The sequence below is a fragment of the Colwellia aquaemaris genome (assembly GCF_057548755.1).
Genome location: NZ_BAAJLV010000001.1, coordinates 758,506 through 782,223, shown reverse-complemented (window position 1 = coordinate 782,223; position 23,718 = coordinate 758,506). Strand labels below are relative to the sequence as shown.

The 23,718-nt window shown below is 39.7% G+C and carries 18 protein-coding genes; 8 read left to right on the top strand and 10 right to left on the bottom strand.

Annotation, left to right across the window (positions count from 1 at the left end; genetic code table 11):
* Positions 1-2: 2 nt before the first annotated feature.
* Positions 3-629 (bottom strand): nucleotidyltransferase family protein, encoded by a 627-nt coding sequence (locus AC27HL_RS03445; RefSeq protein WP_487078968.1) that lies wholly within the window; start codon positions 627-629, stop codon positions 3-5.
* Positions 622-1,920 (bottom strand): aminotransferase class V-fold PLP-dependent enzyme, encoded by a 1,299-nt coding sequence (locus AC27HL_RS03440; protein ID WP_487078967.1) that lies wholly within the window; start codon positions 1,918-1,920, stop codon positions 622-624. The genes AC27HL_RS03445 and AC27HL_RS03440 overlap by 8 nt, the downstream gene beginning before the upstream one ends.
* Positions 1,921-2,100: 180 nt before the next feature.
* On the opposite strand from AC27HL_RS03440, the gene AC27HL_RS03435 reads away from it, so the two are divergent.
* From AC27HL_RS03435 to pheA, 3 genes are all read left to right on the top strand, one after another.
* Positions 2,101-4,533, top strand: coding sequence for a penicillin acylase family protein (locus tag AC27HL_RS03435; protein ID WP_487078966.1), 2,433 nt, complete (start codon positions 2,101-2,103; stop codon positions 4,531-4,533).
* Positions 4,534-4,553: 20 nt separating this feature from the next.
* Complete coding sequence (locus tag AC27HL_RS03430; protein ID WP_487078965.1) at positions 4,554-4,937, top strand: MAPEG family protein; 384 nt, start codon at positions 4,554-4,556, stop codon at positions 4,935-4,937.
* Between the two features lie 340 nt (positions 4,938-5,277).
* The gene (gene pheA / locus AC27HL_RS03425; protein WP_487078964.1) at positions 5,278-6,456 is read left to right on the top strand and encodes a prephenate dehydratase; all 1,179 of its coding nucleotides are present in this window, start codon (positions 5,278-5,280) and stop codon (positions 6,454-6,456) included.
* Between the two features lie 71 nt (positions 6,457-6,527).
* Here the strand turns inward: pheA and AC27HL_RS03420 are convergent, their stop codons facing one another.
* From AC27HL_RS03420 to AC27HL_RS03405, 4 genes are all read right to left on the bottom strand, one after another.
* On the bottom strand, positions 6,528-6,974 hold the full coding sequence (locus AC27HL_RS03420) for a hypothetical protein (RefSeq protein ID WP_487078963.1): 447 nt from the start codon (positions 6,972-6,974) through the stop codon (positions 6,528-6,530).
* A gap of 94 nt (positions 6,975-7,068) precedes the next feature.
* A complete protein-coding gene (locus AC27HL_RS03415; protein ID WP_487078962.1) occupies positions 7,069-7,479 on the bottom strand; it encodes a hypothetical protein in 411 nt (136 codons plus the stop codon).
* A 310-nt stretch (positions 7,480-7,789) separates the two neighbouring features.
* Positions 7,790-10,894 carry an efflux RND transporter permease subunit gene (locus AC27HL_RS03410; RefSeq protein WP_487078961.1) on the bottom strand — a complete coding sequence of 1,035 codons (3,105 nt, stop codon included), beginning with the start codon at positions 10,892-10,894 and terminating at the stop codon, positions 7,790-7,792.
* Positions 10,895-10,896: 2 nt separating this feature from the next.
* Complete coding sequence (locus AC27HL_RS03405; protein ID WP_487078960.1) at positions 10,897-11,949, bottom strand: efflux RND transporter periplasmic adaptor subunit; 1,053 nt, start codon at positions 11,947-11,949, stop codon at positions 10,897-10,899.
* Positions 11,950-12,174: 225 nt separating this feature from the next.
* Here AC27HL_RS03405 and AC27HL_RS03400 point away from each other — a divergent pair, with 225 nt between their 5' ends.
* From AC27HL_RS03400 to AC27HL_RS03380, 5 genes are all read left to right on the top strand, one after another.
* The gene (locus tag AC27HL_RS03400; RefSeq protein ID WP_487078959.1) at positions 12,175-12,924 is read left to right on the top strand and encodes an AsmA family protein; all 750 of its coding nucleotides are present in this window, start codon (positions 12,175-12,177) and stop codon (positions 12,922-12,924) included.
* A gap of 90 nt (positions 12,925-13,014) precedes the next feature.
* Positions 13,015-13,611, top strand: a complete 597-nt coding sequence (locus AC27HL_RS03395) for a hypothetical protein (protein ID WP_487078958.1) — start codon at positions 13,015-13,017, stop codon at positions 13,609-13,611.
* A gap of 89 nt (positions 13,612-13,700) precedes the next feature.
* A complete protein-coding gene (locus AC27HL_RS03390) occupies positions 13,701-15,221 on the top strand; it encodes a methyl-accepting chemotaxis protein (RefSeq protein WP_487078957.1) in 1,521 nt (506 codons plus the stop codon).
* Between the two features lie 335 nt (positions 15,222-15,556).
* Positions 15,557-17,737 carry an adenosylcobalamin-dependent ribonucleoside-diphosphate reductase gene (locus AC27HL_RS03385; protein WP_487078956.1) on the top strand — a complete coding sequence of 727 codons (2,181 nt, stop codon included), beginning with the start codon at positions 15,557-15,559 and terminating at the stop codon, positions 17,735-17,737.
* 41 nt (positions 17,738-17,778) lie between these two features.
* Positions 17,779-18,453 (top strand): TSCPD domain-containing protein, encoded by a 675-nt coding sequence (locus tag AC27HL_RS03380; RefSeq protein ID WP_487078955.1) that lies wholly within the window; start codon positions 17,779-17,781, stop codon positions 18,451-18,453.
* 73 nt (positions 18,454-18,526) lie between these two features.
* On the opposite strand, the gene AC27HL_RS03375 is transcribed toward AC27HL_RS03380, so the two are convergent.
* The 4 genes from AC27HL_RS03375 to acs form a co-directional block, all read right to left on the bottom strand.
* Positions 18,527-19,003, bottom strand: a complete 477-nt coding sequence (locus AC27HL_RS03375) for a thioredoxin family protein (protein ID WP_487078954.1) — start codon at positions 19,001-19,003, stop codon at positions 18,527-18,529.
* 20 nt (positions 19,004-19,023) lie between these two features.
* Positions 19,024-20,166, bottom strand: a complete 1,143-nt coding sequence (gene tyrA, locus AC27HL_RS03370; RefSeq protein ID WP_487078953.1) for a bifunctional chorismate mutase/prephenate dehydrogenase — start codon at positions 20,164-20,166, stop codon at positions 19,024-19,026.
* A 15-nt stretch (positions 20,167-20,181) separates the two neighbouring features.
* Positions 20,182-21,282 carry a 3-deoxy-7-phosphoheptulonate synthase gene (locus tag AC27HL_RS03365; protein ID WP_487078952.1) on the bottom strand — a complete coding sequence of 367 codons (1,101 nt, stop codon included), beginning with the start codon at positions 21,280-21,282 and terminating at the stop codon, positions 20,182-20,184.
* A gap of 283 nt (positions 21,283-21,565) precedes the next feature.
* Positions 21,566-23,509, bottom strand: coding sequence for an acetate--CoA ligase (gene acs, locus AC27HL_RS03360; protein ID WP_487078951.1), 1,944 nt, complete (start codon positions 23,507-23,509; stop codon positions 21,566-21,568).
* Between the last annotated feature and the right edge of the window lie 209 nt (positions 23,510-23,718).

Here is a 23,718-nt window from a genome sequence, read left to right as displayed (position 1 = left end):
AATCATTGATTATTAAGAAATTCAGTCATAGTTAACAATTGCTCTGGTGTATCAACATCAGTAAAGGCGTGTTCTAAAGTAACCATGAGTAAGTGACTTTTATGTTTCATCAATAGTGATTTTGCACCTTGCTCGCCTGTTAAATGGCTTAACTCGGCAAAATAATTCCTTGGAAAAATTACGGGTGGCCCGATTGCTAGCTTTTCTTTCAAATCCCCTTGCTTCGCCACCGCAATCATCTCTGGTTGTTTTTGCCAACAAGACTCTTGCAGCTTTATATCTGCCGGTGTTAATCGCCATTGATCAACAAGTATTATCATAACAGCTTGTATATTCGGCGCTAACCCACAAATGCCTGCTGCAATTGACGATGCCATACCACTCGTCCAATCGTTATTAATAATAGTCGTGATTGGCAAATGGTCAATGCATGTTTGTACTCGTTGTGCTTGATAACCGAGAACACAATAAACATTATTCGATACAGCTAGCGCCCGCTCTAATTGCTCCACTATCAGCACCTTGTTATTGATAGGCAATAGTTGCTTCATTTGCCCTAACCTAGATGACTGACCGGCAGCGAGCACAACAATGGCAAAATTTTCAAGCTGGGGCTCGTGATTAGTCAATATCTTTACTCGTACTGTTGATGTCAAATAATGTCGGCTCTCTAAACAACTGGTGCAAGTTCTTTATGCCTGCCACTAATCTATCAATATCATCAAAACCATTATACAGGCCTAAAGATACTCTTAAACTAGCATCGATATTTAAACTTTGATGAAGAGGCTCTGCACACTGCTTTCCTGCACGCACAGCAATTTGACTGTCATCGAGGAAACTTGCAACATCTTGGCAGGAAACATCAGCCATTGTGAAACTAAATATAGACGGACATTGCACTACATCAGAGACTTTATTGTCGTATAGCTCATCATTTGGCAAATGAATCAAAGGTCTAATAAAAGGCAAATCTCTTAGTTGTTCATATAAATAGGCACTCAGCGCATCAATATGTGCCGTTATTTCTGACCAAGTAATATCATTTAAATAATCAATAGCTTCTACAAGCCCCACAATACCAGCAACATTATGTGAACCCGGTTCAAATTTTAGTGCACTTTTCGTATAAATTGTTTCTTGATAGTTAACTGACTGTGCGATACCTGCTCCTAGTTGGAACGGTGACATTTGCTCAATATAGTCGCTTTTACAAATAAGTACGCCACACCCTGTTGCTCCATAGAGTTTATGGGCTGAAAAAACATAAAAGTCACAATCTAACTCAGTAAAATTAACCGGGCCATAACGAACGCCTTGCGCGCCATCAACCAATACAGGAACGCTTTTTTGTTTAGCAAGAGCGGTAATATCTTTGATCGGATTAATCGCTCCTAAAACATTGGAAACATGATTAACAGCAATTAAAACAGTATCGCTATCGATCAATTTTGCTAACGCTGTAACATCAATTATGCCCAGAGGTGTTGTAGGTGCGACACGTAAACTTGCCCCTGTACGCTGACAAAGCGCTTGCCAAGGTAGTAAGTTGGCATGATGTTCACTGGCACTGATAATAATATTACTACGCTTGCTTAAACGTTCTTGCACAAAGCTGGCAGCAACTAAATTGATTGATTCAGTACTACTGGCCGTAAAAATCACCTTTTCATTATTCACAGCTTCGGTAAAGTTAGCTACTTTTTCTCTTGCTTGTTCAACAAGTTCAGTAGCATTAGCACTTAACTGATATAAACTTTTATGGCTATTGGCATGTGCAAAGCACTGATAATAATAAATGGCTTCGGCAACATGTTTAGGTGTTAAGCAAGTTGCAGCACTATCGAAGTAACATAGGTTTGGATGGGCATTTATTGAAAATATTGGAAAGTCATTTTTCCAAGGGCTAATCAGAGACATTAATATTCAACAGTTTCAGCAGACTATAATGCAAAATTAACAAGCAAAAATTAAATTCGCAACGACTGAAATGTAAATAAAAATGAATGGTGGCTAAGTAACTTAATGTAATTTCTCCATTCAAACCACAACATTTTTAAGGTACTCTATTCAATCAAATTTGCAGCGTGCCAACATTAAATGAAACATTATAAAAATATATTCATCGGCTTACTTTTTGTCACTGTATTTATCGTAGCAACATTTGCCACTTGGCTTTATAGTCAAATCGATAGTGCGCTACCAAAACTTGAAGGTAAGCAAACCATATTTGGCTTGTCAGCAAATACCACTATTGAACGCGACAAACATGGCGTAGTTACAATAAAAGCAAGTAATCGCTTAGACACCGCCGTTGCAACTGGCTTCGTACATGCACAAGAACGCTTTTTTCAAATGGATTTATTGCGCCGAAATTCTGCTGGCGAACTGGCCAGTTTATTTGGTGAAGCAGCAATAGATTATGACAGTGACATTCGTCGCCACCGCTTTAGAGAACGCGCTATGGCAATCATCAAGCAGTTGCCAAAGGCGGACTTTGACCTTCTTAAAGCATACACCCGTGGCGTAAACCAAGGTTTGAAATACCTAAAAGCTCCTCCATTTGAATACTTATTATTACGACAAGATCCCGTAGAGTGGCAGGAAGAAGACACTATATTAACGGTATTAAGTATGTATATTGACTTACAATACCAAGACGGTAAACGAGAGCGCACCTTAGGTTTATTGCATTCCGTGCTAAGCCCTGAAGTGTTTAATTTCCTCAACCCGAAAGGAAGTCAGTGGGATGCAGCCATTGATAACAGTCAATATTTGCCTGCACCATTACCACAAATGCCATGGCCGTCGGCATCTAGTAATGCGCATATCAATATCAGCAATTCCGGCGCAAATACTGCCAGCGTTGCAACCCAGTTACCAGACGTACTATATCGCGAGCAAGCCAGCCAAAGTGAAGAATTTCCCGGTTCTAATAACTGGGCCATTGGCGGTGCAATTAGCGCAACTGGCAGTGCCATTGTTGCAAACGATATGCATTTGGGTATACGTGTACCAAACACTTGGTTTAGAGCATCTTTTGAATATCAACAAGATAATAAAAAAGTAAAAGTTACTGGCGCAACCTTACCTGGAACGCCCAATATTATTGTCGGTAGTAACGGTAAAATCGCCTGGGGGTTTACCAATAGCTACGGTGACTGGAGTGACGTTATCATATTAGAAACCAATGCCGACAACAGTCAATATTTAACACCTGATGGCTACCAACCATTTACGCAACGCAAGCAAGTTATCGCGGTTAAAGGTCAGGATTCAGTCAATATTACCGTGATGGATACTATTTGGGGTCCAGTAATAGGTGAAAATGCCCAAGGCCAATTACTCGCTTATCGCTGGATTGCCCACGATCAATCTGCCGTTAATATGGCAATATCACAATTAGAAACCGCTAGCAGTGTTGAACAAGCATTTGCCATTGCTGCACGAGCTGGCATTCCAGCACAGAATTTAATGGTGGGTGACAAACAAGGTAATATTGGTTGGACTATTATGGGGCCAATACCAAAACGCAGCGCAACATTTGGTGAAGTGCCAACTTCTTGGTCAAATGGCGAACACCAATGGCAAGGGCTATTGCCGCCTAGTGAATATCCAAAAGTGATAAACCCTGAAAACTCACGTTTGTGGACCGCAAACTCAAGGGTTATCGGTGGAGACATGTTGGCGAAAGTCGGCAACGGTGGTTATGCCTTAGGCGCGCGTTCTTCACAGATAAAACAAAATCTCGAAGCGAAAAATACTTTTGATGAGCAGGCATTGCTTGATATAGCTTTAGACGATAAGGCTAACTTTTTGCTGCGCTGGCAAGAGTTTTTACTTACACAAGTGCTAACCAATGAAATACTCGCTAAGCATCAAGACTGGCAAGAAGCCAAAGACATTATTAGCACAAATAAATTATCAGCAAGCGTCGACTCAGTTGCCTATCGTTTAGTGAGAAATTTTCGTTTAAATCTAAGAGATCAGTTATTTAATATTTTCAATGAAAATATGGCCAAGCTAGATCAACACTATAGTTTTCACACAATTCGCCATCAAATAGAAACACCGCTTTGGCAGCTAGTTAATCAACAACCCGAAAATTTCCTTTGGCGTGGTCATGACACATGGTCAGCATTATTTGAAGAAACATTTGCACTGACACTTGCCGATATGACAGATTCAAGCTCACTTGCCAACGCCACTTGGGGCAAACAAAATGTTAGCAAAATCCAGCATCCTTTAAGTCGCGCTGTACCATTTATTGGTCATTGGCTAGATATGCCTGCAGTGGAACTTGCTGGAGATAGCTATATGCCAAGAGTACAAGGAAAGTCATTTGGCGCTTCTGAACGTATGGTGGTATCACCAGGGCACGAAGAACGTGGCATTTTCCATATGCCCACCAGCCAATCAGGCCACCCATGGAGCCCTTATTATGGTTTAGGCCATGAGAGCTGGGTTAAAGGTGAAGCGTCAAGCTTTTTACCTGGCCCAAGTAAGTACACACTGACATTACTTAGTTATTAAATCGTTTAACAGGAAGTATTATGACCACATTAATTATTTGTTTATTCATTGCCGCATTATTACCCTTTGTCGCCAAAGTCCCTGTTGCAATAGCCATGCACAAACTCAATGGCTACAACAATAATCACCCGCGCTCTCAGCAAGCAAAATTGACCGGATTTGGCGCTAGAGCGTTAGCTGCACATCAAAATGCATTTGAATCGTTAGCCGTTTTTGCGCCAGCAATTTTACTCGCCATTGCGACTCATAATACTGGCGCATTAATAGAGCAACTGGCTATTGCCCATGTCGTCGCTCGTGTATTTTATAATATTGCTTATTTAATTAATCTTGGCACCATACGTTCAATTATCTGGGCAATTGGAACGATTAGTTCATTTACCATAATTTATCAGTGTATATAAATCACTGTTTAATAACTAATTAGTTTTTCAGCACTAAGCTTAATAGCTAGAATTATTGTCTATTGCCAATTAGCTATAAAGAAACGGTTGAAGTATTGATACAGGATAGCTAAAGTAAAGCCATGCAAACGACAAAACTTTCTTTTTTATTTATCGCATTTTCTCTCTCAGTTAGCTGAGTGCGCTTTAGGTTTTGGCATTTTAAAAAAACCTCCTTGCGGAGGTTTTTTAGTTTTAGCGTTATCAATAAATAAAGCCACGAAATAAAATAACCAAAGGCTTAGCTTAAACAAAATAATTGCAGTGATTTAACTCTTAACAACGATAGTAGGAAAACGCGGTGAACGAAGCATTAGATTTAAATAAAATACGTGAAAAAATTACTCAACTCGATCAGCAATTATTAGACTTATTTGCGCAGCGCCGTGCCCTCACTTTAAATGTAGCGAAAAGCAAAGCTCACCAAGTGCGTCCTGTACGAGACCAGCAACGCGAACAAGAGCTATTGATTCGCTTAATTACCCAAGGTAAAAAACTTGGTTTAGATGCACATTATGTGACCAGTGTTTTTCAAACCATCATTGAAGACTCAGTATTAAACCAACAAGCCTATTTACAAACCTTGGCTAACCCTAATATACAAGAGCCAACGGTCAGTGTTGCATTTCTTGGTGACAAAGGCTCATATAGCTATTTAGCCAGTCATCGCTACTTTTCTCGTCGAGCAGAAAAAATTATTGAAAGTGGCTGCCAAAGTTTTGCTGAAATTATGCAACAAGTAGAATCCGGCAGTGTTGATTACGGCATGTTGCCAATAGAAAACACAAGCTCAGGTAGCATTAACGAAGTATATGACGTGCTTCAGCATACCAATTTATCAATTGTCGGCGAAATAACCCAACCTATCGAGCATTGTTTATTAACCGCGGTAAATACCCAACTCAATAAAATTAAAACCATTTATGCCCACGGCCAGCCGTTTGCCCAATGTAGTAATTTTCTCGACAAACAAAATAATATCCGTATTGAATATTGTGAAAGCACAGCCGATGCGATGGCGAAAGTATACGAATTACAAGACGATAGTGTTGCGGTTATTGGCAGTGAAGAAGGAGGTAACTTATACCAGTTACAGGCACTGGAAAAATCAATTGCCAACCAAAATGAAAATCACAGTCGTTTTATTTTAGTGGCTCGTAAACCCGTTGATGTAGCAGAACAAATTCCAGCTAAAACCACCTTAGTCATTGCAACCGGGCAAAAGCCAGGTGCACTAGTTGAGTGCTTAGTGGTATTGAAAAACAAAGGGATTAATATGTGTAAACTTGAATCTAGACCGATTCAAGGACGCCCGTGGGAAGAAATGTTTTATATCGATGTTGAAGCAAATTTAAAACAACTAACGCTACAAGAAGCCATTAGCCAAATAACCGAGCACACTAATTTTATTAAAGTATTAGGCTGCTACCCGATTGAGCATATTAGCCCAACAAATGTACCAAGTAGTGCGATTGATTAATCGCCAACAATTACACACTAGCAAAAAGGGCAGCGTAACTGCCCTTTTTTAATTTTTATAAATACTGAAACTTACTTTTTACGGCTTTTATAGAGAACAAAAGCAAAAGTTAAAAACGCTAATAGAAACATGCCAAAAGTTGAACTGCCTTGATCCGCTTCAATTTCTTTTGCACTTAAAATAACCCGTTCTGGAGTTTTAATTTCATACGCTTGATAAAATTCACCGTTAACTTGCCGAGCCGTCATTTGCACACTTTTGCCCAACAACACTTGTGAGTCATCCTCACTACAATAGTCAGCACGAAACTTAACGCTTAAATTATAGGTAATATCAGAGTTTTTTAACGACAGTGCTGCTGCACCTTTATGTGGGCAATGCAGTTTATGAATCACTCCATTTACCTGTGTTAAATCAGTTAATTCCGCATACGGTTTAGTATCAAAAAAACTCTTACCCCCTACAAAAAGGAAAAAACATGCCAAGGCTAATAAAGCCACTTTTGTATACTTGCTCATATAATCTCAAACCCCATCTGGGAAAAATATTAACTGTGGCAATTAAAGCAAATTTACTAACCATAGGCATTATCTCAGATCATTGTTACGGTTATTATTTACCAAAATCCGCCACTTGTCTGCGAGCTTTAAAGCGAAATAAAACAGCACTAAACGTTAAAACAAATAAACTGGGAAGTGCCGCAAACATAATTGCAGACAACATAAATTGTGCAATCAGTAATGTTAGTGTAATAAAGCACAACATAGGCAACAAAAGCCAAAAGGTATGATCACTAGCACACAACTTAAAGCCCTTACGCATTAAAATAAGCATAACTAAACTAGCAGCAAAAGCGGTAACTGCCGTAATAGTGCCGGGGTAATAATCAAGGATGAAATTAGTGTGAGGGTACAATATTTCAGGAACGGGCGCTAAGTTTCCTAGATGAACGAGCCAAACCAATGAGCCAGCTATTAAACAACCAAAATTAAAAGACCATAACTTCTTGTTCACCTCAAACACTAGCATTCCCCGAATTTATTATTATTATTTTCTACACTTATATACCAAGTGTATTTTTTAATCAATATGTACTTTTTTTATACTTAACATAATCAATTGCAAGGCATTCTATGTGTCAATGGCAAAAATATAGCAAGTTAAAGCGGGCATAAAACCAACTAAATACATTAAAAACAATAAGTTAAAAAACAAACATTATAATTTGATTACTCTTATGTACTTTCTAGCGTAGATAATTAAAAGCTCATATAAACTGACGTTTATATGAGCTTTATTAAGCATCAAACGATAATATTATCGACCATTATTACTAGCTTTTATTCAAAGCTTTAGCTTCAGTTTGTTGTTGCTCAATTTTTTGAGCAATAGCTTGTGGAGAGCCGGTATGTCGGCAAAGCCAATAATAGGCACCCGGGACCACAAAAAGTGTAAAGACACTGGCAAGGGATACTCCAGCAAAAATAACCACACCTATTACCATACGACTTTCCGCACCTGGACCAACGGCTAGAACTAAGGGTATAGCACTAGTAACTGTGGTGAATGTAGTCATAACAATTGGCCGTAAACGCTGAGTTGCAGCCGATACTAATGCGTCTTCAAACGCAATACCTTTATCACGTAATTGGTTAGCAAATTCAACAATTAAAATACCATTTTTAGCCGCTAAGCCAATCAGCATAACAATACCTATTTGGCTATAAATGTTTAAACTCATACCCATTAATTGTAGACCAGCAAGCGCGCCAACCAGCGCTAACGGCACCGTCAACATAATTACGAATGGATGAATAAAGCTTTCAAATTGCGCCGACAGCACTAGGTAGGTAATAACCAAGGCTAAAACAAAAATAAAGGCGATTGAATTACCTGATTCCTGTAATAACTGCGATTGACCTTTATAGGCTACCTGCGCTTCTTCTGGCAAGTGCTCAGCAACGGCATTATTAAGGTAGTCAAGCGCATCGCCTAAAGGATATCCTGCTGCCAAATTGGCACTAATGGTAACACTGCGTAGGCGATTAAAACGATTTAACCGTGAAGAAGTAGCACTCTCTTCTATGGTGATCAAGTTTGACAAAGGCACCAATTCGTCACTAATACTTGAGCGAACAAAAATGTTATCAATATCGGTTGGGTTGGAAAAGTCTGACTTTTCACCTCTCACCACCACATAATATTCTTCACCGCGTTCAACAAAGTTGGTTACCCGACGTTGCCCTAACATTGTTTCTAAGGTTCTACCAATATCACCAACAGTGACCCCTAAATCAAATGCTCGGTCATGATCAATTTTTACTAATAGCTGTGGATACGTTTCTTTATAGTCACTATCAATACTATGCAAATTCGGATTCTCTTGCGCTTTGGCAATGATAATATCGCGCCACTTTGCCAATTCTTCATAAGTATTACCTTGCAAAACAAAAGCAACAGGAGAAACTGAGCCGCCACCACTTAAACCTCGTCGCATCATGGCAAATGCGCGAACATCAGTCACTTGCGATAACTCGCCATTCATTTTTCTAATAAAGTCAAAGGTGTTGGTAACACGCTCATCCCATGCAGGCATGCCAACAATGGCAATACCGCCTGAACCACCAAAACCTGGCACCCGCACTATTACCCTATCGAGTTCGCCACTGCGTTGATGTGCCAATAATTTCTCTTCAATTTGTTGCATATTCTTCACGTTATTCTCATAACTTGCACCTTCTGCACCGCGCATCATCACAAAGAAGTTGCCACGATCTTCTTTTGGTGTGTACTCTGACGGCAGTTGTGTAAATAAGCTATACACAGCAAATAAAGCTAAAATAACCACTGCAAAGATCATCATAGGTTGATGGATACTGGTTTTCAATGACCTTGCATATGCGGTTTCTAATTTGGCGAAACCTTTATCTAACATCTGACCAAAAGAGGAACTACGCTCCCTATGCTTTAACATTTTTGAGCACATCATTGGTGTTAATGACAACGCAGTTATACTTGAAAACACCACGGCAGCGGCAATAGCGATTGCAAATTCGGTAAACAAACGGCCAACATTACCTGATAAAAAGATTAACGGTACAAATACCGCCACTAAAACCAGCGTAGTTGCAACAACCGCAAAAGCCACTTCTCGGCCACCTTCATAAGCCGCCATAAGTGGAGTTTGCCCGCGCTCAATTCGACGATAAATGTTTTCTAACACAACTATGGCATCATCAACCACTAAACCTATGGCCAGTACCAATGCCAATAAGGTTAATAAGTTGATGGAAAAGCCTAACCATGACAACACCATCATAGAGCCAATAAGCGCGACCGGCACCGTAATCGCTGGAATAAGGGTTGCTCGAGCATTACCTAAAAATAAAAATATAACTAATACCACCATTAACATGGCAATGCCGAGCGTGTTATACACTTCATCAATTGAGCCTTGAATAAACACAGATGAATCATAACTGTTGGTAATAGTTGTACCTAAAGGCAAGCCGCCGCGTATTGACATCATTTCTTTGCGCGCGGCCTTAACCACTTCAAGCGTATTAGCTTTTGACTGTTTAATAATCCCTAGGCCAACCATATTCTTGCCATTGCCTCGGAACATGTTTTCTTCATCTTCCGCCGCCATCGCAACTTTGGCAACATCACCTAAATAAACCAATGACTTATCTTCATTTCGCGCGACAACCATAGTGGCAAAGTCATCTTCGGTTAAATAACTGCGCTCAACACGAATTGAAAAGTCACGGTCAATAGACTCAACTTTACCCGCAGGTAACTCAACATTTTCTGCTCTAAGAGTTTGTTCAACATCACTTACCGTAACGCCTCTTGCAGCCATAGCTTTACGGTTGAGTAGAACTTTCATGGCATAAGTTCGTCCGCCACCAACACGTACTCGGGCGACACCATCAACAACCGAAAAACGGTCTACAATGTAGCGCTCAGCATAATCGGTTAACTGTAAAGTCGACATTGTATCGCTTTGTAAAACAAACCAAACGATAGCACTTTCATCATCATTGGCTTTAAACACTTCAGGAGGATCAGCTTGTTCGGGCAAGTTATTCAAAGCACGGGAAATACGATCGCGAACATCATTCGTCGCTGAGTCGATATCTCGGTCTAATTTAAACTCAATGGAAATATTAGAACGACCAACACGACTATTGGAGTTAATCGACTTAACCCCTTCAATACCACTGATACGATCTTCTAATACTTGGGTAATTTTACTTTCAACAATGGCAGCAGAAGCGCCAGGATAAGAAGTATTAATACTAACCACAGGCGGGTCAATATCTGGGTATTCCCGCAAGGGTAATGTCATAAAAGCAACAATACCAAAGGTGATCAAAAGTAAATTAATTACAGTGGCAAATACCGGACGTTTAACAGATATATCAGATAAAATCACGCTTAGTCCTCCAATACATTGACAGAAGTACCATCACGTAATTTTAATGCCCCTTCAATTACCACTTCGGTACCAGCATCGACACCACCAAGCACTTCAACAAAACCATGCTGACGACGACCAATGTGCAATTGCTTTTTCAAAGCTTGTTTCGCCTCAACAACAAATACAAAGTGTTCATCTTCAATCGGGATAACAGCGCTTTCTGGCACCTGCAATATTTGCTCAACATTTCGGATAATATTAATATTTAGCAACATACCCGCACGTAGTTTATGCATTTTATTTGGAATTTCAGCACGCACTTTTAACGTACGAGTAACACTATCAATACGTGAATCTATCGACGTCACCTTGCCGTAAAATACCTGCGTTTGATAAGCAACATTAGTCGCTTCAATCGTTTGTCCAATTAACACTGTGGTTAAATAGCGTTCAGGTATTGCAAAATCAACTTTAATAATGTCTAAATCATCTAAGCTAGTGATAACATCACCAACATCTATCAAGGCACCTAAACTAATTTCGCGAAAACCTAACATGCCTGAAAATGGCGCTTTAATAGTGAGATCATTTAATTTGATTTTCGCACTTAATAGTTGTGCAGATATAGCTTTTGTTTTTGCTTCTTGTTGGTCAACAATAGATTTAGAGGTTGCCTTTTTGGTAAAAAGATCTTGAAAGCGGTTTAACTGAGCCACAGACTCAGCAAGGTTCGCCTGTAATTCTTTTACTTTTGCCGCTTCTTCACGACTGTTAAGGCGCACGAGAATATCACCTTTTTTAACAACATCACCATCTTGAAAAGAAATATCATCAACTAAATCTGAATACTTACTTGTTATCAATACTTGCTCGTTTGCTCTTGCGGTGCCCACAGCTTCTATCGCATCTACAAAATCAGCTTGCGCAATAGTCGCAGTTTTAACTGACACAACGCGCTGATGTTTCTCTTTAGTGACAACAGATTCCGGCCACTGTAAATAAGTGACTAAGCCAATAAGCACACTTAGCAACAACAACAATGGTAAGCGACGACTAAAACCAGAAGACATAATCTAAACTCTCTAAATTTGCGAAAAATTTCAATGTCATTACTATATCCTAGATACTGCATATGCTCGATACAGCTTAGCTCAGCATTTGCCGCTTTGGTCGCAAAATAGAAAAATAATTAACTTTGTGATTATTAAGATATAATTTAGATATACACTTACCAAATGACAAATATCTATTAACTTAGGTATTGCATCATTTTTTACATTTTAAGGACTGAACTCGTGAAAATTATTGCTTCAATTATCGTTGTATTATTGCTACTAAGTGGTGGTGCCCTTTGGTTTTTAGCTGGAGGGTCACTAAATGATTTTATTAAAAATCAAATTGAAACTGTTGGAAGCCAAGTAACAGAGCAGTCGGTTACCGTTCAGGCGGTAGACGTTAAACTAACCAGTGGTGCCGGCAGTATTTTAGGTATCAACTTAGCTAATCCAAAAACCTACAGCCAACCAAATGCATTTTCATTAGGTGAAGTTACCTTAGATATAAATTTAGAAAGCTTAACCTCATCACCAATTATCATTGATGCCATTGTCATTAAATCACCACAAGCCTTTGTGCAAATGACACAAACGGGTGGCTCAAACATTCAAGATATTTTAGACGCAATAGAGCGCAATACCCCTAAAGGTGACAATCAAACTGCCGATAAAGAAACAGCGCCAAGCACAACCGCTGACGAGCCAAAAATTAAAGTCAGTAAAATTATCTTAGCGGGTACGGCCTTGTCATTAGACTTAACCGCCTTTGGCAATAAAGAGCATACTGCAACTCTACCAGACATTACCTTAAGTAATGTTGGCGGCGAAGCAGGTTTACCAGCGAGCCAATTAGGTAGTGAAATTATGAAACAAGCACTATCTAACATTTGGAAACAAGCAAAAGCGACCCAAAAGAAAAAATTAACCGATGGCGCTAAAGAAAAGTTAAAAGAAAAAGCTAAGAAAAAGTTAACTGAGCTATTTGGTTAATCTGTCACGCGTCACATTATTTACCTCAGCATATTTCAGTAAAACGAAACGCTGAGGTAATAAAAACGATAATTTAAAAGGCATGTTGTGATGAAAATAAGTAACCTATTAATACCTTCTACGCTACTTTGTAGCTTACTGGTAGCCAATTCAGTGCTAGCAAATAAATATGAAGTCAGTGTCATGGCTGGGCAAATGTATAGCTCTGACCTTGTTGCATCTGACAACACCGACATCAGCGTTGACTCAGGTAACAATATTGCCATTGGCGTAGCATGGCAAGCCGATGTTAACGGTCAAGGGCAAATACTACTTAATCGTGTTAGCCATGACTTTACCAGTGAAAATGCCGTTAATTCATCATTAGATATTACCTACGCCCACTTCAACGGAGTAGCACTGTTTCGTCAAGAAAACTATGTTACAACAATGAGCTTAGGACTTGGTGGGGCATACTTCGACGCAGAGCATGGCAGCGAAGAGCTATATCCATCAGCTACAATTTCTTTTGGTACTCGCTACGAGTTTTCTGATGCTATGGCCATTGTTACTGAATTACGCGCCTACGCGAGTTTAATTGACGAAGATGATGCTATGTTTTGCCAGCAAGAAGTCTGCGCGGCAAATTTTGAGGACTCTCTTTGGATTGACAGTACCATCTCGATTGGTATCGCGATAAAATTTTAATTGTAATAAATACGATTTACCTACCAGTATTAGCATAGGGCAAGCTTGGTAGGTATCACTATGCCCGTTCAGTAAAGTCGAGGAAAAATATGGCTTCGTCCACTCAACAGCTTATTAGTATTACAGATAAACACGGCACATATAACTATATCAATCCGGCATATGCTGACGCCTTAGGTATCGCGCAAAGTGAGCTTAGTAGCAATAAGCAACAACACTACTTTCATCCACAAATGCCTAAAAGCGTAATTCAAGAAATCAACCAAACACTTGCTAAAGGCTTTTCTTGGCAAGGGTTAATTCACTTTAAGAACAATCAAAACCAAGATGTTTGGCTAGACGCTTTTATCACGCCACAGTATCAAAATGAGCAAGTCATCGGCTATCAAACCATTGCTACTATCGCCAAGCCAGAATTAATTAATCGCGCAAATAATATTTATTCAGCAATAAATAACAACAACTCATGGACAAATTTAGAAATTTCTAAAAATCACAAATTTGCTTTCCTATTATTTATCAGTGCTATCGCACAATACTTTATCTTCACAAACTTTGGTTTATATCATTCAATTTTTGCGGCAATATGCGCCGCAACACCAATTGCAGTGTTTTGGCAAGATATAATTCCCACCGCCCGTCGAGCACAACGTATGCAATCAATGTTCGATTCACCGTCTCGAAAAGTGTACTTCGGTACCGGAACTGCCAGCATTTTTGACTTTAATTTTGCCATGTTAAAAGCAAAGTTACGTGCAGTGATAGAAAGAACGCTTGATACAGCGAAACCGATAAACGCGGTAATGGCCAATGTAAGCGCCGGCATTACCAATACTCGGGAAAACCTAACTAGCCAACAAAATGCTATTGAACAACTTGGCAATGCAATGCGTGAAATGCAAACCACAACCACAGAAATTTCAGCCAATGTTGTTACGGCGGCAGGTGACTTAGACGAAACCTTTGCCCAATGTGAACAAGCACAGCAAGGAATATTTTCAACTACCGATAAAATTAAAGCGCTTGCAAATGATATTGACCAAGCGTCATCGTCAGCTGATAGCCTAACCCAGTCGGCCAATAACGTTAGTGGTTTAATGGAAGAAATACAATCAATTGCCGACCAAACTAACCTATTAGCATTAAATGCGGCAATTGAAGCTGCACGCGCTGGCGAACATGGTCGAGGTTTTGCCGTTGTTGCTGACGAAGTCAGAAACTTATCATCGCGAACACAAGACTCAGCCGAGAAAATTCATCAACGTTTATCTGTGATGCTAGAAACTATCGAGCAATGGGTAACACTCATGCTGAAGAACAAGGATGAAGCTCAGCTGTGTGTTGATATTGCAGAAAGCTCAAATAATAAAATTGCTGATGTTGTAGACCGTGTACAAAAAGTGACTGACGTGGCGAATCAAATAGCAGCGGCTACCGAGCAACAAAGTGCGACATCAGTAACCATTAACGAACATGTTGAAGATGTCCATCAAGCGATAGAACGAACTTGGGCTCAAACCGACGTTGTTACTGAAGAAATGATTAATTTATCTTCAAGTGTTAATGATATAAGCAATGTTGCTAGCACTTTTGTACCACCCAAAAAATAATCGAAAAAATGACCGGTTGATCTTTTAAAGTTTACTAGCAATAAAAGATCAACCTCCTCCAAACTTCAAAACAACAGCCTTAATCAAGGCGCTAATCTCGGCAGATTTTTATTAAAAGCATCATAAATGTATCCTTGCTCGCCTAAAAACACCGTTTATTTTTCATTTTAATCACATTCAGTTGACGAATATCACATTCAAGAGGAAAAAACCAAAAACACAACATATTGTGTTTTTGGTTGATTTAGATCGCAACATATAAGATTTGCAGTTGTAAGAAGTATTAATTTTTATATTATCTTTATACTTACTTCCTCACTATAAATAAAATAACAATGACTAAGTTAAAAACAAAATCAAAAAGCACCGCCTCAGAAAATTCATTTAATAACAACTTACCTTTGCAAGCAGCCTCCTTCGATATTTGGGACAAAAAATACCGACTAAAAGACAAGCATGGTAACAATCAAGAGGCCACTGTAAATGACACTTTTACTCGCGTTGCAAAAGCATTAGCTGCAATTGAGCAAAGCAATCAGAAACAATGGCAAGAAAAGTTTGTTTGGGCAATGGAATCTGGCGCTTATCCTGCTGGACGCATTATTTCAAATGCCGGTGCCGAAAAATTTAAACCTGCTACATCAACAATTAACTGTACAGTATCAGGCACAATTGAAGATTCAATGACGGGAATTTTAAGCCGTGTCCACCAAGCAGGTCTAACTTTAAAAGCAGGCTGTGGCATAGGTTATGAATTTTCGACACTAAGGCCTAGTGGTGCTTATGTTGCAGGTGCTGGAGCTACGACCTCAGGCCCTATGTCATTTATGGATATCTACGACAAAATGTGCTTTACCGTCAGCTCAGCTGGTGGCCGTCGTGGCGCACAAATGGGCGTGTTTGATATCTCTCATCCTGATATTAAAGAGTTTATATTAGCAAAGCGTGAAGATGGGCGATTACGCCAATTCAACTTATCGTTACTGATCAGTGATGACTTCATGAATGCAGTCAAGAATAACCGCAGTTGGCCACTCACCTTTCCACTAACACAAAAAGAAGTGCTTTCAGACAATATCGACTTAAATGACAGTTCGGCCGTATTATTTAAAGACAACCACTATCAAAACGACTTTATAAAAAGCCATGATTACATTCTAAATGAGCACGGAAAAATAGCCTGCAAAATTTATAGTCAACTCCCCGCTCAGCGGCTTTGGGATATGATCATGACTAATACCTTTGACTATGCTGAACCGGGCTTTTTATTAATCGACCACGCCAACGATATGAATAACAACTGGTTTTGTGAGCAATTACGTGCCAGTAACCCCTGTGGCGAACAAATATTACCGCCACACGGTGCCTGTTTATTAGGCTCAATTAATTTAGTTAAATTTGTGCAAAAGCCATTTTCAGCACAAGCAAACTTTGACTGGAAAAAGTTCAAGGAAGTTACCAAAGTCTTTACCCGTATGCTAGATAACGTGGTTGAAATTAATGGCTTGCCACTAGAAGAACAACGCTTAGAAATTCAAAACAAACGCCGTCATGGTATGGGTTATCTTGGTTTAGGCTCTGCCCTAACAATGCTAAAAATGCCATACAATAGTCCAGAGGCAATTGCTTTTACCGAAGAAGTATCAAAAGTATTGGCAATAACTGGCTGGCAAGAAGCCCTTAACTTAGCAAAAGAAAAAGGCCCAGCGCCAATATTGCAGCAAAGCTTTACGGTTGACCAAGCTATGCTAAATAAACGCCCTGAAATGGTCAAAGATGGTATTAAAGTAGGCGATCGCATTAAGGGCTCGGTATTACATGCGAAATATAGCCGCTACATGCAACGAATTGCACAAGACCAACCTGAGCTAATTGAGCAGTTGGTAAAAGTAGGTGCCCGCTTTACACACCATACGTCTATTGCACCAACAGGTACATTAGCTCTCAGCTTAGGAAATAATGTTTCCAATGGTATTGAGCCAAGTTTCGCTCATGAATATCATCGTAATATCATACGCGAAGGCAAAAAGTCTAAAGAGTCGGTTGCCGTTTCAAGCTACGAATTGTTAGCTTATAGAGAAGTCGTTAACGTAGCTGCCCAACCTTATGGCACTGATGATGAAAATAAACTTCCCTCTTACTTCACCGTGAGTGACACCATTAGCCCTGAAGAACATGTTGATATTCAAGCGGCAGCACAGTATTGGATTGACTCATCAATATCGAAAACCATCAATATCCCAACTGATTTTGACTACCATAATTTCAAAAATATTTATCTATACGCCTACGAAAAAGGTTTAAAGGGTTGCACCACATTCCGCTTTAATCCAGAAGTTCATCAAGGCGTACTGGTAAAAGAAACAGATCTAGAGAAAGTGCAATACGAATTCACCCTTGCTGACGGCTCAACGGTTACTGCTAAAGGCAACGAAGAAATTCACTACGATGGCGAAGTACATACCGCTGCGAATTTGCATGATGCGTTAAAAGAAGGCTACTACGGCAAACTTTAATAAACAGCGATACGTAACGAAATAAATTGGAACCAGCAACCATGAAAGAAATAAGCCAAAATATTACTGCAGCGAAAGTAAAAGCAGACGCAATAGAACAGCCTGAAGAGGCAAACAAAGAACAAGAGCTAACCGTTAATTTAACCGAAAAAACACAACGTCCGGAAATGCTAGTCGGCTCAACATACAAAATAAAACCGCCGGTATCTGACCATGCTTTGTACATAACCATCAATGATATCTTGTTAAACCAAGGTAGCGATGAAGAAGTTAGACGACCTTTTGAAGTCTTTGTGAATTCAAAAAATATGGAGTTTTACTCATGGATAGTAGCGCTAACTCGCGTTATTTCCGCGGTATTTCGTAAAGGGGGTGACTGTACATTTTTAGTGGAGGAGCTAAAAGCAGTGTTTGATCCAAAAGGTGGCTATTACCAACGCGGTACTGGGATATTTATGCCGTCAGTGGTTGCCGATATTGGTCATGTAATAGAAACACATTTAAAAACCCTTGATATGCTACCAAAAAGTGAAATTGATACGCATCAGCAAGCCTACTTAAAACAGAAACAACAAGCGGCGGCCACCGAAGAAGAGAATCATCACCTTAACTTTCCTGCCACAGCTAGTAGCTGCAAAAAATGTCATCAAAAATCTGTAGTATTGCTAGACGGTTGTTCAACCTGCCTTAACTGCGGCGATTCAAAGTGTGGCTAAGCCGTAAATAGCCATAAAAAATCGCACGACTTGCCTCGTGCGATTTCTATTTATTTGCTTAACTTGAATAAATTTAAAGCATAGCGGAAATATCTGCGGCAATAGATACTTTCGGACGTTCAACAATACGGCCAATTTCTTTATCATTTTGATAAACAACAAAGGTAGGTGTGTATTTAATGGCATGACTTTTAGCCGAGCCATTTGGCTCAGACTTCTCATAATCTAGGGCAATTAAGCGAGTTGAAAGTGTTTTGTTTTTCGCAACCAATTTTAAGAAACGAGGAACTTCTCGTTGGCTATCATGACACCAAGCTCCAAAATATACGTCTATATGTAAATTACTCGGTAAATTATTTATGGTCACTAAATCGCTATCAGAGACTTTAAATAACTGATAACTCTGTTTGAATGACTTATGAGTCGCGAATAACTTCGCTTGGTTTACTTCGCCAATTGCCATTGTCGCTTTTTCAACATGATTATTGGCGCAAGCAGATACCATTACCAGAATAATGGTGCTTAAGAAAATTATCGCAGTTGTTCTCATTTCGTTCCTTGTTTTTCTTTTTAATGTTTTTTTAGTTGATCCGCTTTCACTAACATAGCTTTGCTTTCTTGCAAGAAAATATCGGCATAATCACCAAACCAATCAGCCACTTGCGAAAACATGGTTGTAAAAGCGTCTTTATCGTTTAGCTGCACATCTTCTAGTAATTCTAAAAAACGATAAGCGAAGCGCTTCATCATAGCAATGTTATCTTGATTGGCAAAAATAATATCGGTATATAACACAGGATCTTGCGCAAATAATCGGCCAACCATAATTAATTCTAAGCGATAAATAGGCGAGCTCATTTCAACCAACTGAGATATGTCAGCCCCTTCCGTCATTAAATGGTAACCATAAGCTATGGTTGAAAAGTGACGCATAACTTGCACCATAGCCATCGCTTGATCATGGGCATGCGCTTCAACTGGGTAAATTTTTGCTCCCCAAACTTGAAACTGCTCTAACAGCCAATGGTACTTTTCTGGAGATCTGCCTTCACAAGCAATAATGGTTTGTTTTACTAAACCAGTAACGTCAGGGCCAAACATTGGATGTAGTCCAACAACGGGGCCACTATGCACTTTCATCATTTCATACAATGGCGCTTCTTTAATACTGGTAACATCTGCTAATACACAATCATTAGGTAAGTTAGCTAACTTTTGGATCACCATAGTAGTTAAACGAATAGGAACCGCAACAATCACTAAGCTCGCATTCTTTAAGATATTATCACTATTTGGCCAGTCTGCTTTTTCCAGTACTTGAACTTGATAGTTAGAACGATGGAATAAATCAACAAAAATTTGCCCAAGTTGCCCTTGTCCACCAATAATAACTACCTGCTTACAGCTTTCATTGACAGAGCGGTAACCGCTAGCGTCTTGGCTTATGTAAGAGTCTTGCATTAAGCGACGTAGAATATCTTCAATTAGCTCAGGTGAAAGCCCAGCATCAATGGCTTGTTGGCGACGAACCTTTAATAGGCTGGCTTCGCGCTCTGGGGCAAAAATTGGCATGCCAACTTCACTTTTTAGCTGACCAACTTTAGTGGTAACCGCACGGCGCTTTTTAAGTAATGCTACTAATTGGCTGTCTAGCTCATCAATTTCATCACGCAAGCTAGTAAGTTGCTGATCGAAGGTTGACTTGTTATTCATTAATCTTATATCGCCTTAATTAATTCGTTGTTTTAATATCGACTTCAGCTTGCTATTTGCCGATAAAATTAACTGCTCAGTTGCTGCAAAGTCAATACATGCATCAGTTACAGAAACACCGTATTGCAATGCTTCAAAAGGTAAATCAGCACTTTGATTTCCCTCATTTATATTACTCTCTAACATGATACCAATGATAGATTTATTGCCTTCACAAATTTGATTAAAAACATTATCTGCTACTAAAGGTTGGCGACGGTAATCTTTATTGGAATTGCCATGCGAGCAATCAACGACAATCCCGGGCTCTAAACCTTGCTTGGCAAGCTCTTGTTCACATATAGCAACATTTACTGAGTCGTAGTTCGGCTGTTTGCCTCCTCTTAAAATAACATGACCATCTGGATTGCCTGAGGTTTTAATGAGTGCGACTTGCCCTTGGCGATTAATCCCCATAAAGCGATGTGAAGAAGCGGCTGATTGTAATGCATTAATCGCAACGTCTAATCCGCCATTTGTACCGTTTTTAAAGCCAATTGGCATTGACAAACCACTGGCCATTTCACGGTGAGTTTGTGATTCTGTAGTGCGAGCACCAATCGCAGACCAACTAAATAGCTCAGCTAAGTATTGTGGGCTAATCGGGTCAAGCGCTTCAGTCGCTAATGGCAAACCTAATTCGGTTAAGTAAATAAGTAATTCACGAGCTTTACGCAAACCACTTGCTACATCAAATGAGCCATTCATATCAGGATCATTAATAAGGCCTTTCCAACCTACAGTTGTACGTGGTTTTTCGAAGTACACTCGCATTACAATGTAAACACTATCTTGGTATTTATCGTGTAGCACTTTCAGTTTTCTGGCATAAGCTTTTGCTGCATCCACATCATGCACTGAGCAAGGCCCTGTTATCACTAACAGCCGATGGTCTCTTTTATGAATTATATCGGCAATGATATTACGAGCGTCTTTAACAAAAACTCGGCCCTGCTCTGGTAATGGCAGCTCTTCTCGTAGTGCATCTGGCGTGATTAATACTTCCTCAGCATTAATGTGAATATCATTTAAACGACTTTTTACTAGCGAGCTAGCGTCTGATTTTTCCGGTGACATGGTGCTTTCCTGATTATTTTATACTAATGTAAATTATGTGCTTGCTTGGCGGACATTGGCTGCCCAAAAGGGTGCTAATTAAATAACTAGCTAAAGTATGGGAGGTAATAATATCGATGTTGTTGCTTATGCATTTTTCAAACTTTCTTACTGTAAATTTAAGTTTACTCAATTTGTATCAAATATCTTACACACAAATTCTACTCAGGTATAGTACTTACCAAAAATTTTTTGCATAAAAAAAGCGCCAAACGGCGCTTTAATATATAACTAGTTTGCTAGGCTAGCCATGCACAATACGATTACTGACTAAGTGATCTACCACCGCAGGCTCTGCTAATGTAGAAGTATCCCCTAGCGTATCTAAATCATTTTCAGCAATTTTACGCAAAATACGGCGCATTATTTTACCTGAACGTGTTTTTGGTAAACCTGGTGCATACTGAATATAGTCAGGTTTAGCAAAACGCCCTAGCTCTTTAGCAACAAATTCGGTTAATTCAGTTAATAGCTCATCTGATTCTGTCGCACTACTCATTAAGGTAACATAGGCGTACACACCTTGACCTTTGATTTCATGTGGATAACCAACAACTGCCGCTTCTGCAACTGCAGGGTGTAACACTAAAGCGCTTTCAATTTCTGCAGTACCTAAGCGATGTCCAGAAACATTGAGTACATCATCTACGCGGCCAGTGATCCAGTAAAAGCCGTCAGCATCGCGTTTAGCACCATCGCCGGTAAAATAATTTCCTGGATATTGACTCAAATATGTTTGATAAAAACGATCGTGATCGCCATAAACGGAACGAAGTTGTCCTGGCCAGCTACCTGTCATCATTAGCAAACCTTGGTTTTCACCTTCAAGCGTATTACCGTCTTTGTCAAATAATGCTGGCTTCACCCCAAAAAATGGCTTACCTGCAGCCCCCGGTTTCATATCAACGGCCCCCGGCAATGAGGTAATTAAAATACCACCCGTTTCGGTTTGCCACCAAGTATCAACAATGGGACATTTGCTCTTGCCAATCACTTCATAATACCAGTGCCAAGCTTCTGGGTTAATAGGCTCACCTACTGTACCGAGAATACGTAATGTAGATAAATCGGCTTTTTCTACAAAGCTGTCACCAACACTCATTAATGCTCGAATAGCTGTTGGCGCGGTGTAAAACACATTAACCTTGTGTTTGTCACATACTTGCCAAAATCGGCCTGCATCTGGATAGGTTGGTACACCTTCAAATACTAATGTTGTTGCGCCATTAGCAAGTGGGCCATAGAAAATATAAGAATGGCCGGTGATCCAGCCTGCGTCAGCTGTACACCAATAAATTTCACCATCTTTATAGTCAAAAACATATTTATGTGTCATGGCAGCATATAGTGAGTAACCACCACAAGTATGAAGAACCCCTTTCGGTGTGCCTGTTGAGCCTGAAGTATAAAGAATAAATAATGGATCTTCCGCGTCCATAACTTCTGGTTCACAGGCCGCCGGAAGCTTGGCAACTTCTTGTTGGTAGTTAACATCAATTTTATCATTCCAAGCTACGTCACCACCAGTACGCTCTATAACAATAACTGAATGTACATTTGGGCATTCCGTTATTGCAGCATCAACATTGGCTTTTAGTGGAATTACGCGACCACCACGTAGGCTTTCATCCGCAGTAATTATCACTTGGCAATCAGCGTCAGCAACACGCGCTCGAATTGATTCTGTAGAAAAGCCACCGAAAACAACAGAATGTACTGCGCCAATACGGGCACAAGCTAACATGGCATAGCCAACTTCAGGGATCATAGGCATGTAAATACAAACACGATCACCTTTTTTAACACCACGAGCTTTCAACAAATTAGCAAAGCGACAGACATGGTCATGTAATTCTTGATAGGTTATCTGTTTATCTTCACTTGGATCATCACCTTCCCAGATAATCGCGGTATCGTTAGCTTTTTCAACTAAGTGACGATCAATACAGTTATAGCTGACATTTAATTTGCCACCTGAAAACCATTTGATATCGGCAGATTTAAGGTCTACATCGGTAACACTATTCCACGGTTTATACCAATCAAGAAACTTATCTGCTTGCTCAGCCCAAAATATTTCAGGCTCTTCGATTGATTGCTTGTACATGGCATCATAAGTTGCAGCATCAATGTGTGTATGAGCTTTAGCTTGCTCTAATACGGGATAACGGCTTTTCAATTCTTGCATGGTAAAGTCCTTGATTTCCTAATATCTGATGGCTGTTGTTACGGCATATGTTTCGCGCCGCTCAACTATTATTCTATTTTTAGTTAGCAACATCATAGCCTAAGTTTTTGCGCTGGAATACACCACTAAAGTCGAATATTTATGAATTATTTATATCAATCTAATTTAAGCGCTCATTCACATTAGCATTAAACCCACCAAATGACAAC

Coding starts and splice junctions, on each gene's coding strand:
- AC27HL_RS03440 (WP_487078967.1), bottom strand. CDS start 1,920: ATGTCTCTGATTAGCCCTTGGAAAAATGACTTTCCAATATTTTCAATA.
- AC27HL_RS03435 (WP_487078966.1), top strand. CDS start 2,101: ATGAAACATTATAAAAATATATTCATCGGCTTACTTTTTGTCACTGTA.
- AC27HL_RS03430 (WP_487078965.1), top strand. CDS start 4,554: ATGACCACATTAATTATTTGTTTATTCATTGCCGCATTATTACCCTTT.
- AC27HL_RS03420 (WP_487078963.1), bottom strand. CDS start 6,974: ATGAGCAAGTATACAAAAGTGGCTTTATTAGCCTTGGCATGTTTTTTC.
- AC27HL_RS03405 (WP_487078960.1), bottom strand. CDS start 11,949: ATGTCTTCTGGTTTTAGTCGTCGCTTACCATTGTTGTTGTTGCTAAGT.
- AC27HL_RS03395 (WP_487078958.1), top strand. CDS start 13,015: ATGAAAATAAGTAACCTATTAATACCTTCTACGCTACTTTGTAGCTTA.
- AC27HL_RS03390 (WP_487078957.1), top strand. CDS start 13,701: ATGGCTTCGTCCACTCAACAGCTTATTAGTATTACAGATAAACACGGC.
- AC27HL_RS03385 (WP_487078956.1), top strand. CDS start 15,557: ATGACTAAGTTAAAAACAAAATCAAAAAGCACCGCCTCAGAAAATTCA.
- AC27HL_RS03380 (WP_487078955.1), top strand. CDS start 17,779: ATGAAAGAAATAAGCCAAAATATTACTGCAGCGAAAGTAAAAGCAGAC.
- AC27HL_RS03375 (WP_487078954.1), bottom strand. CDS start 19,003: ATGAGAACAACTGCGATAATTTTCTTAAGCACCATTATTCTGGTAATG.
- tyrA (WP_487078953.1), bottom strand. CDS start 20,166: ATGAATAACAAGTCAACCTTCGATCAGCAACTTACTAGCTTGCGTGAT.
- AC27HL_RS03365 (WP_487078952.1), bottom strand. CDS start 21,282: ATGTCACCGGAAAAATCAGACGCTAGCTCGCTAGTAAAAAGTCGTTTA.
- acs (WP_487078951.1), bottom strand. CDS start 23,509: ATGCAAGAATTGAAAAGCCGTTATCCCGTATTAGAGCAAGCTAAAGCT.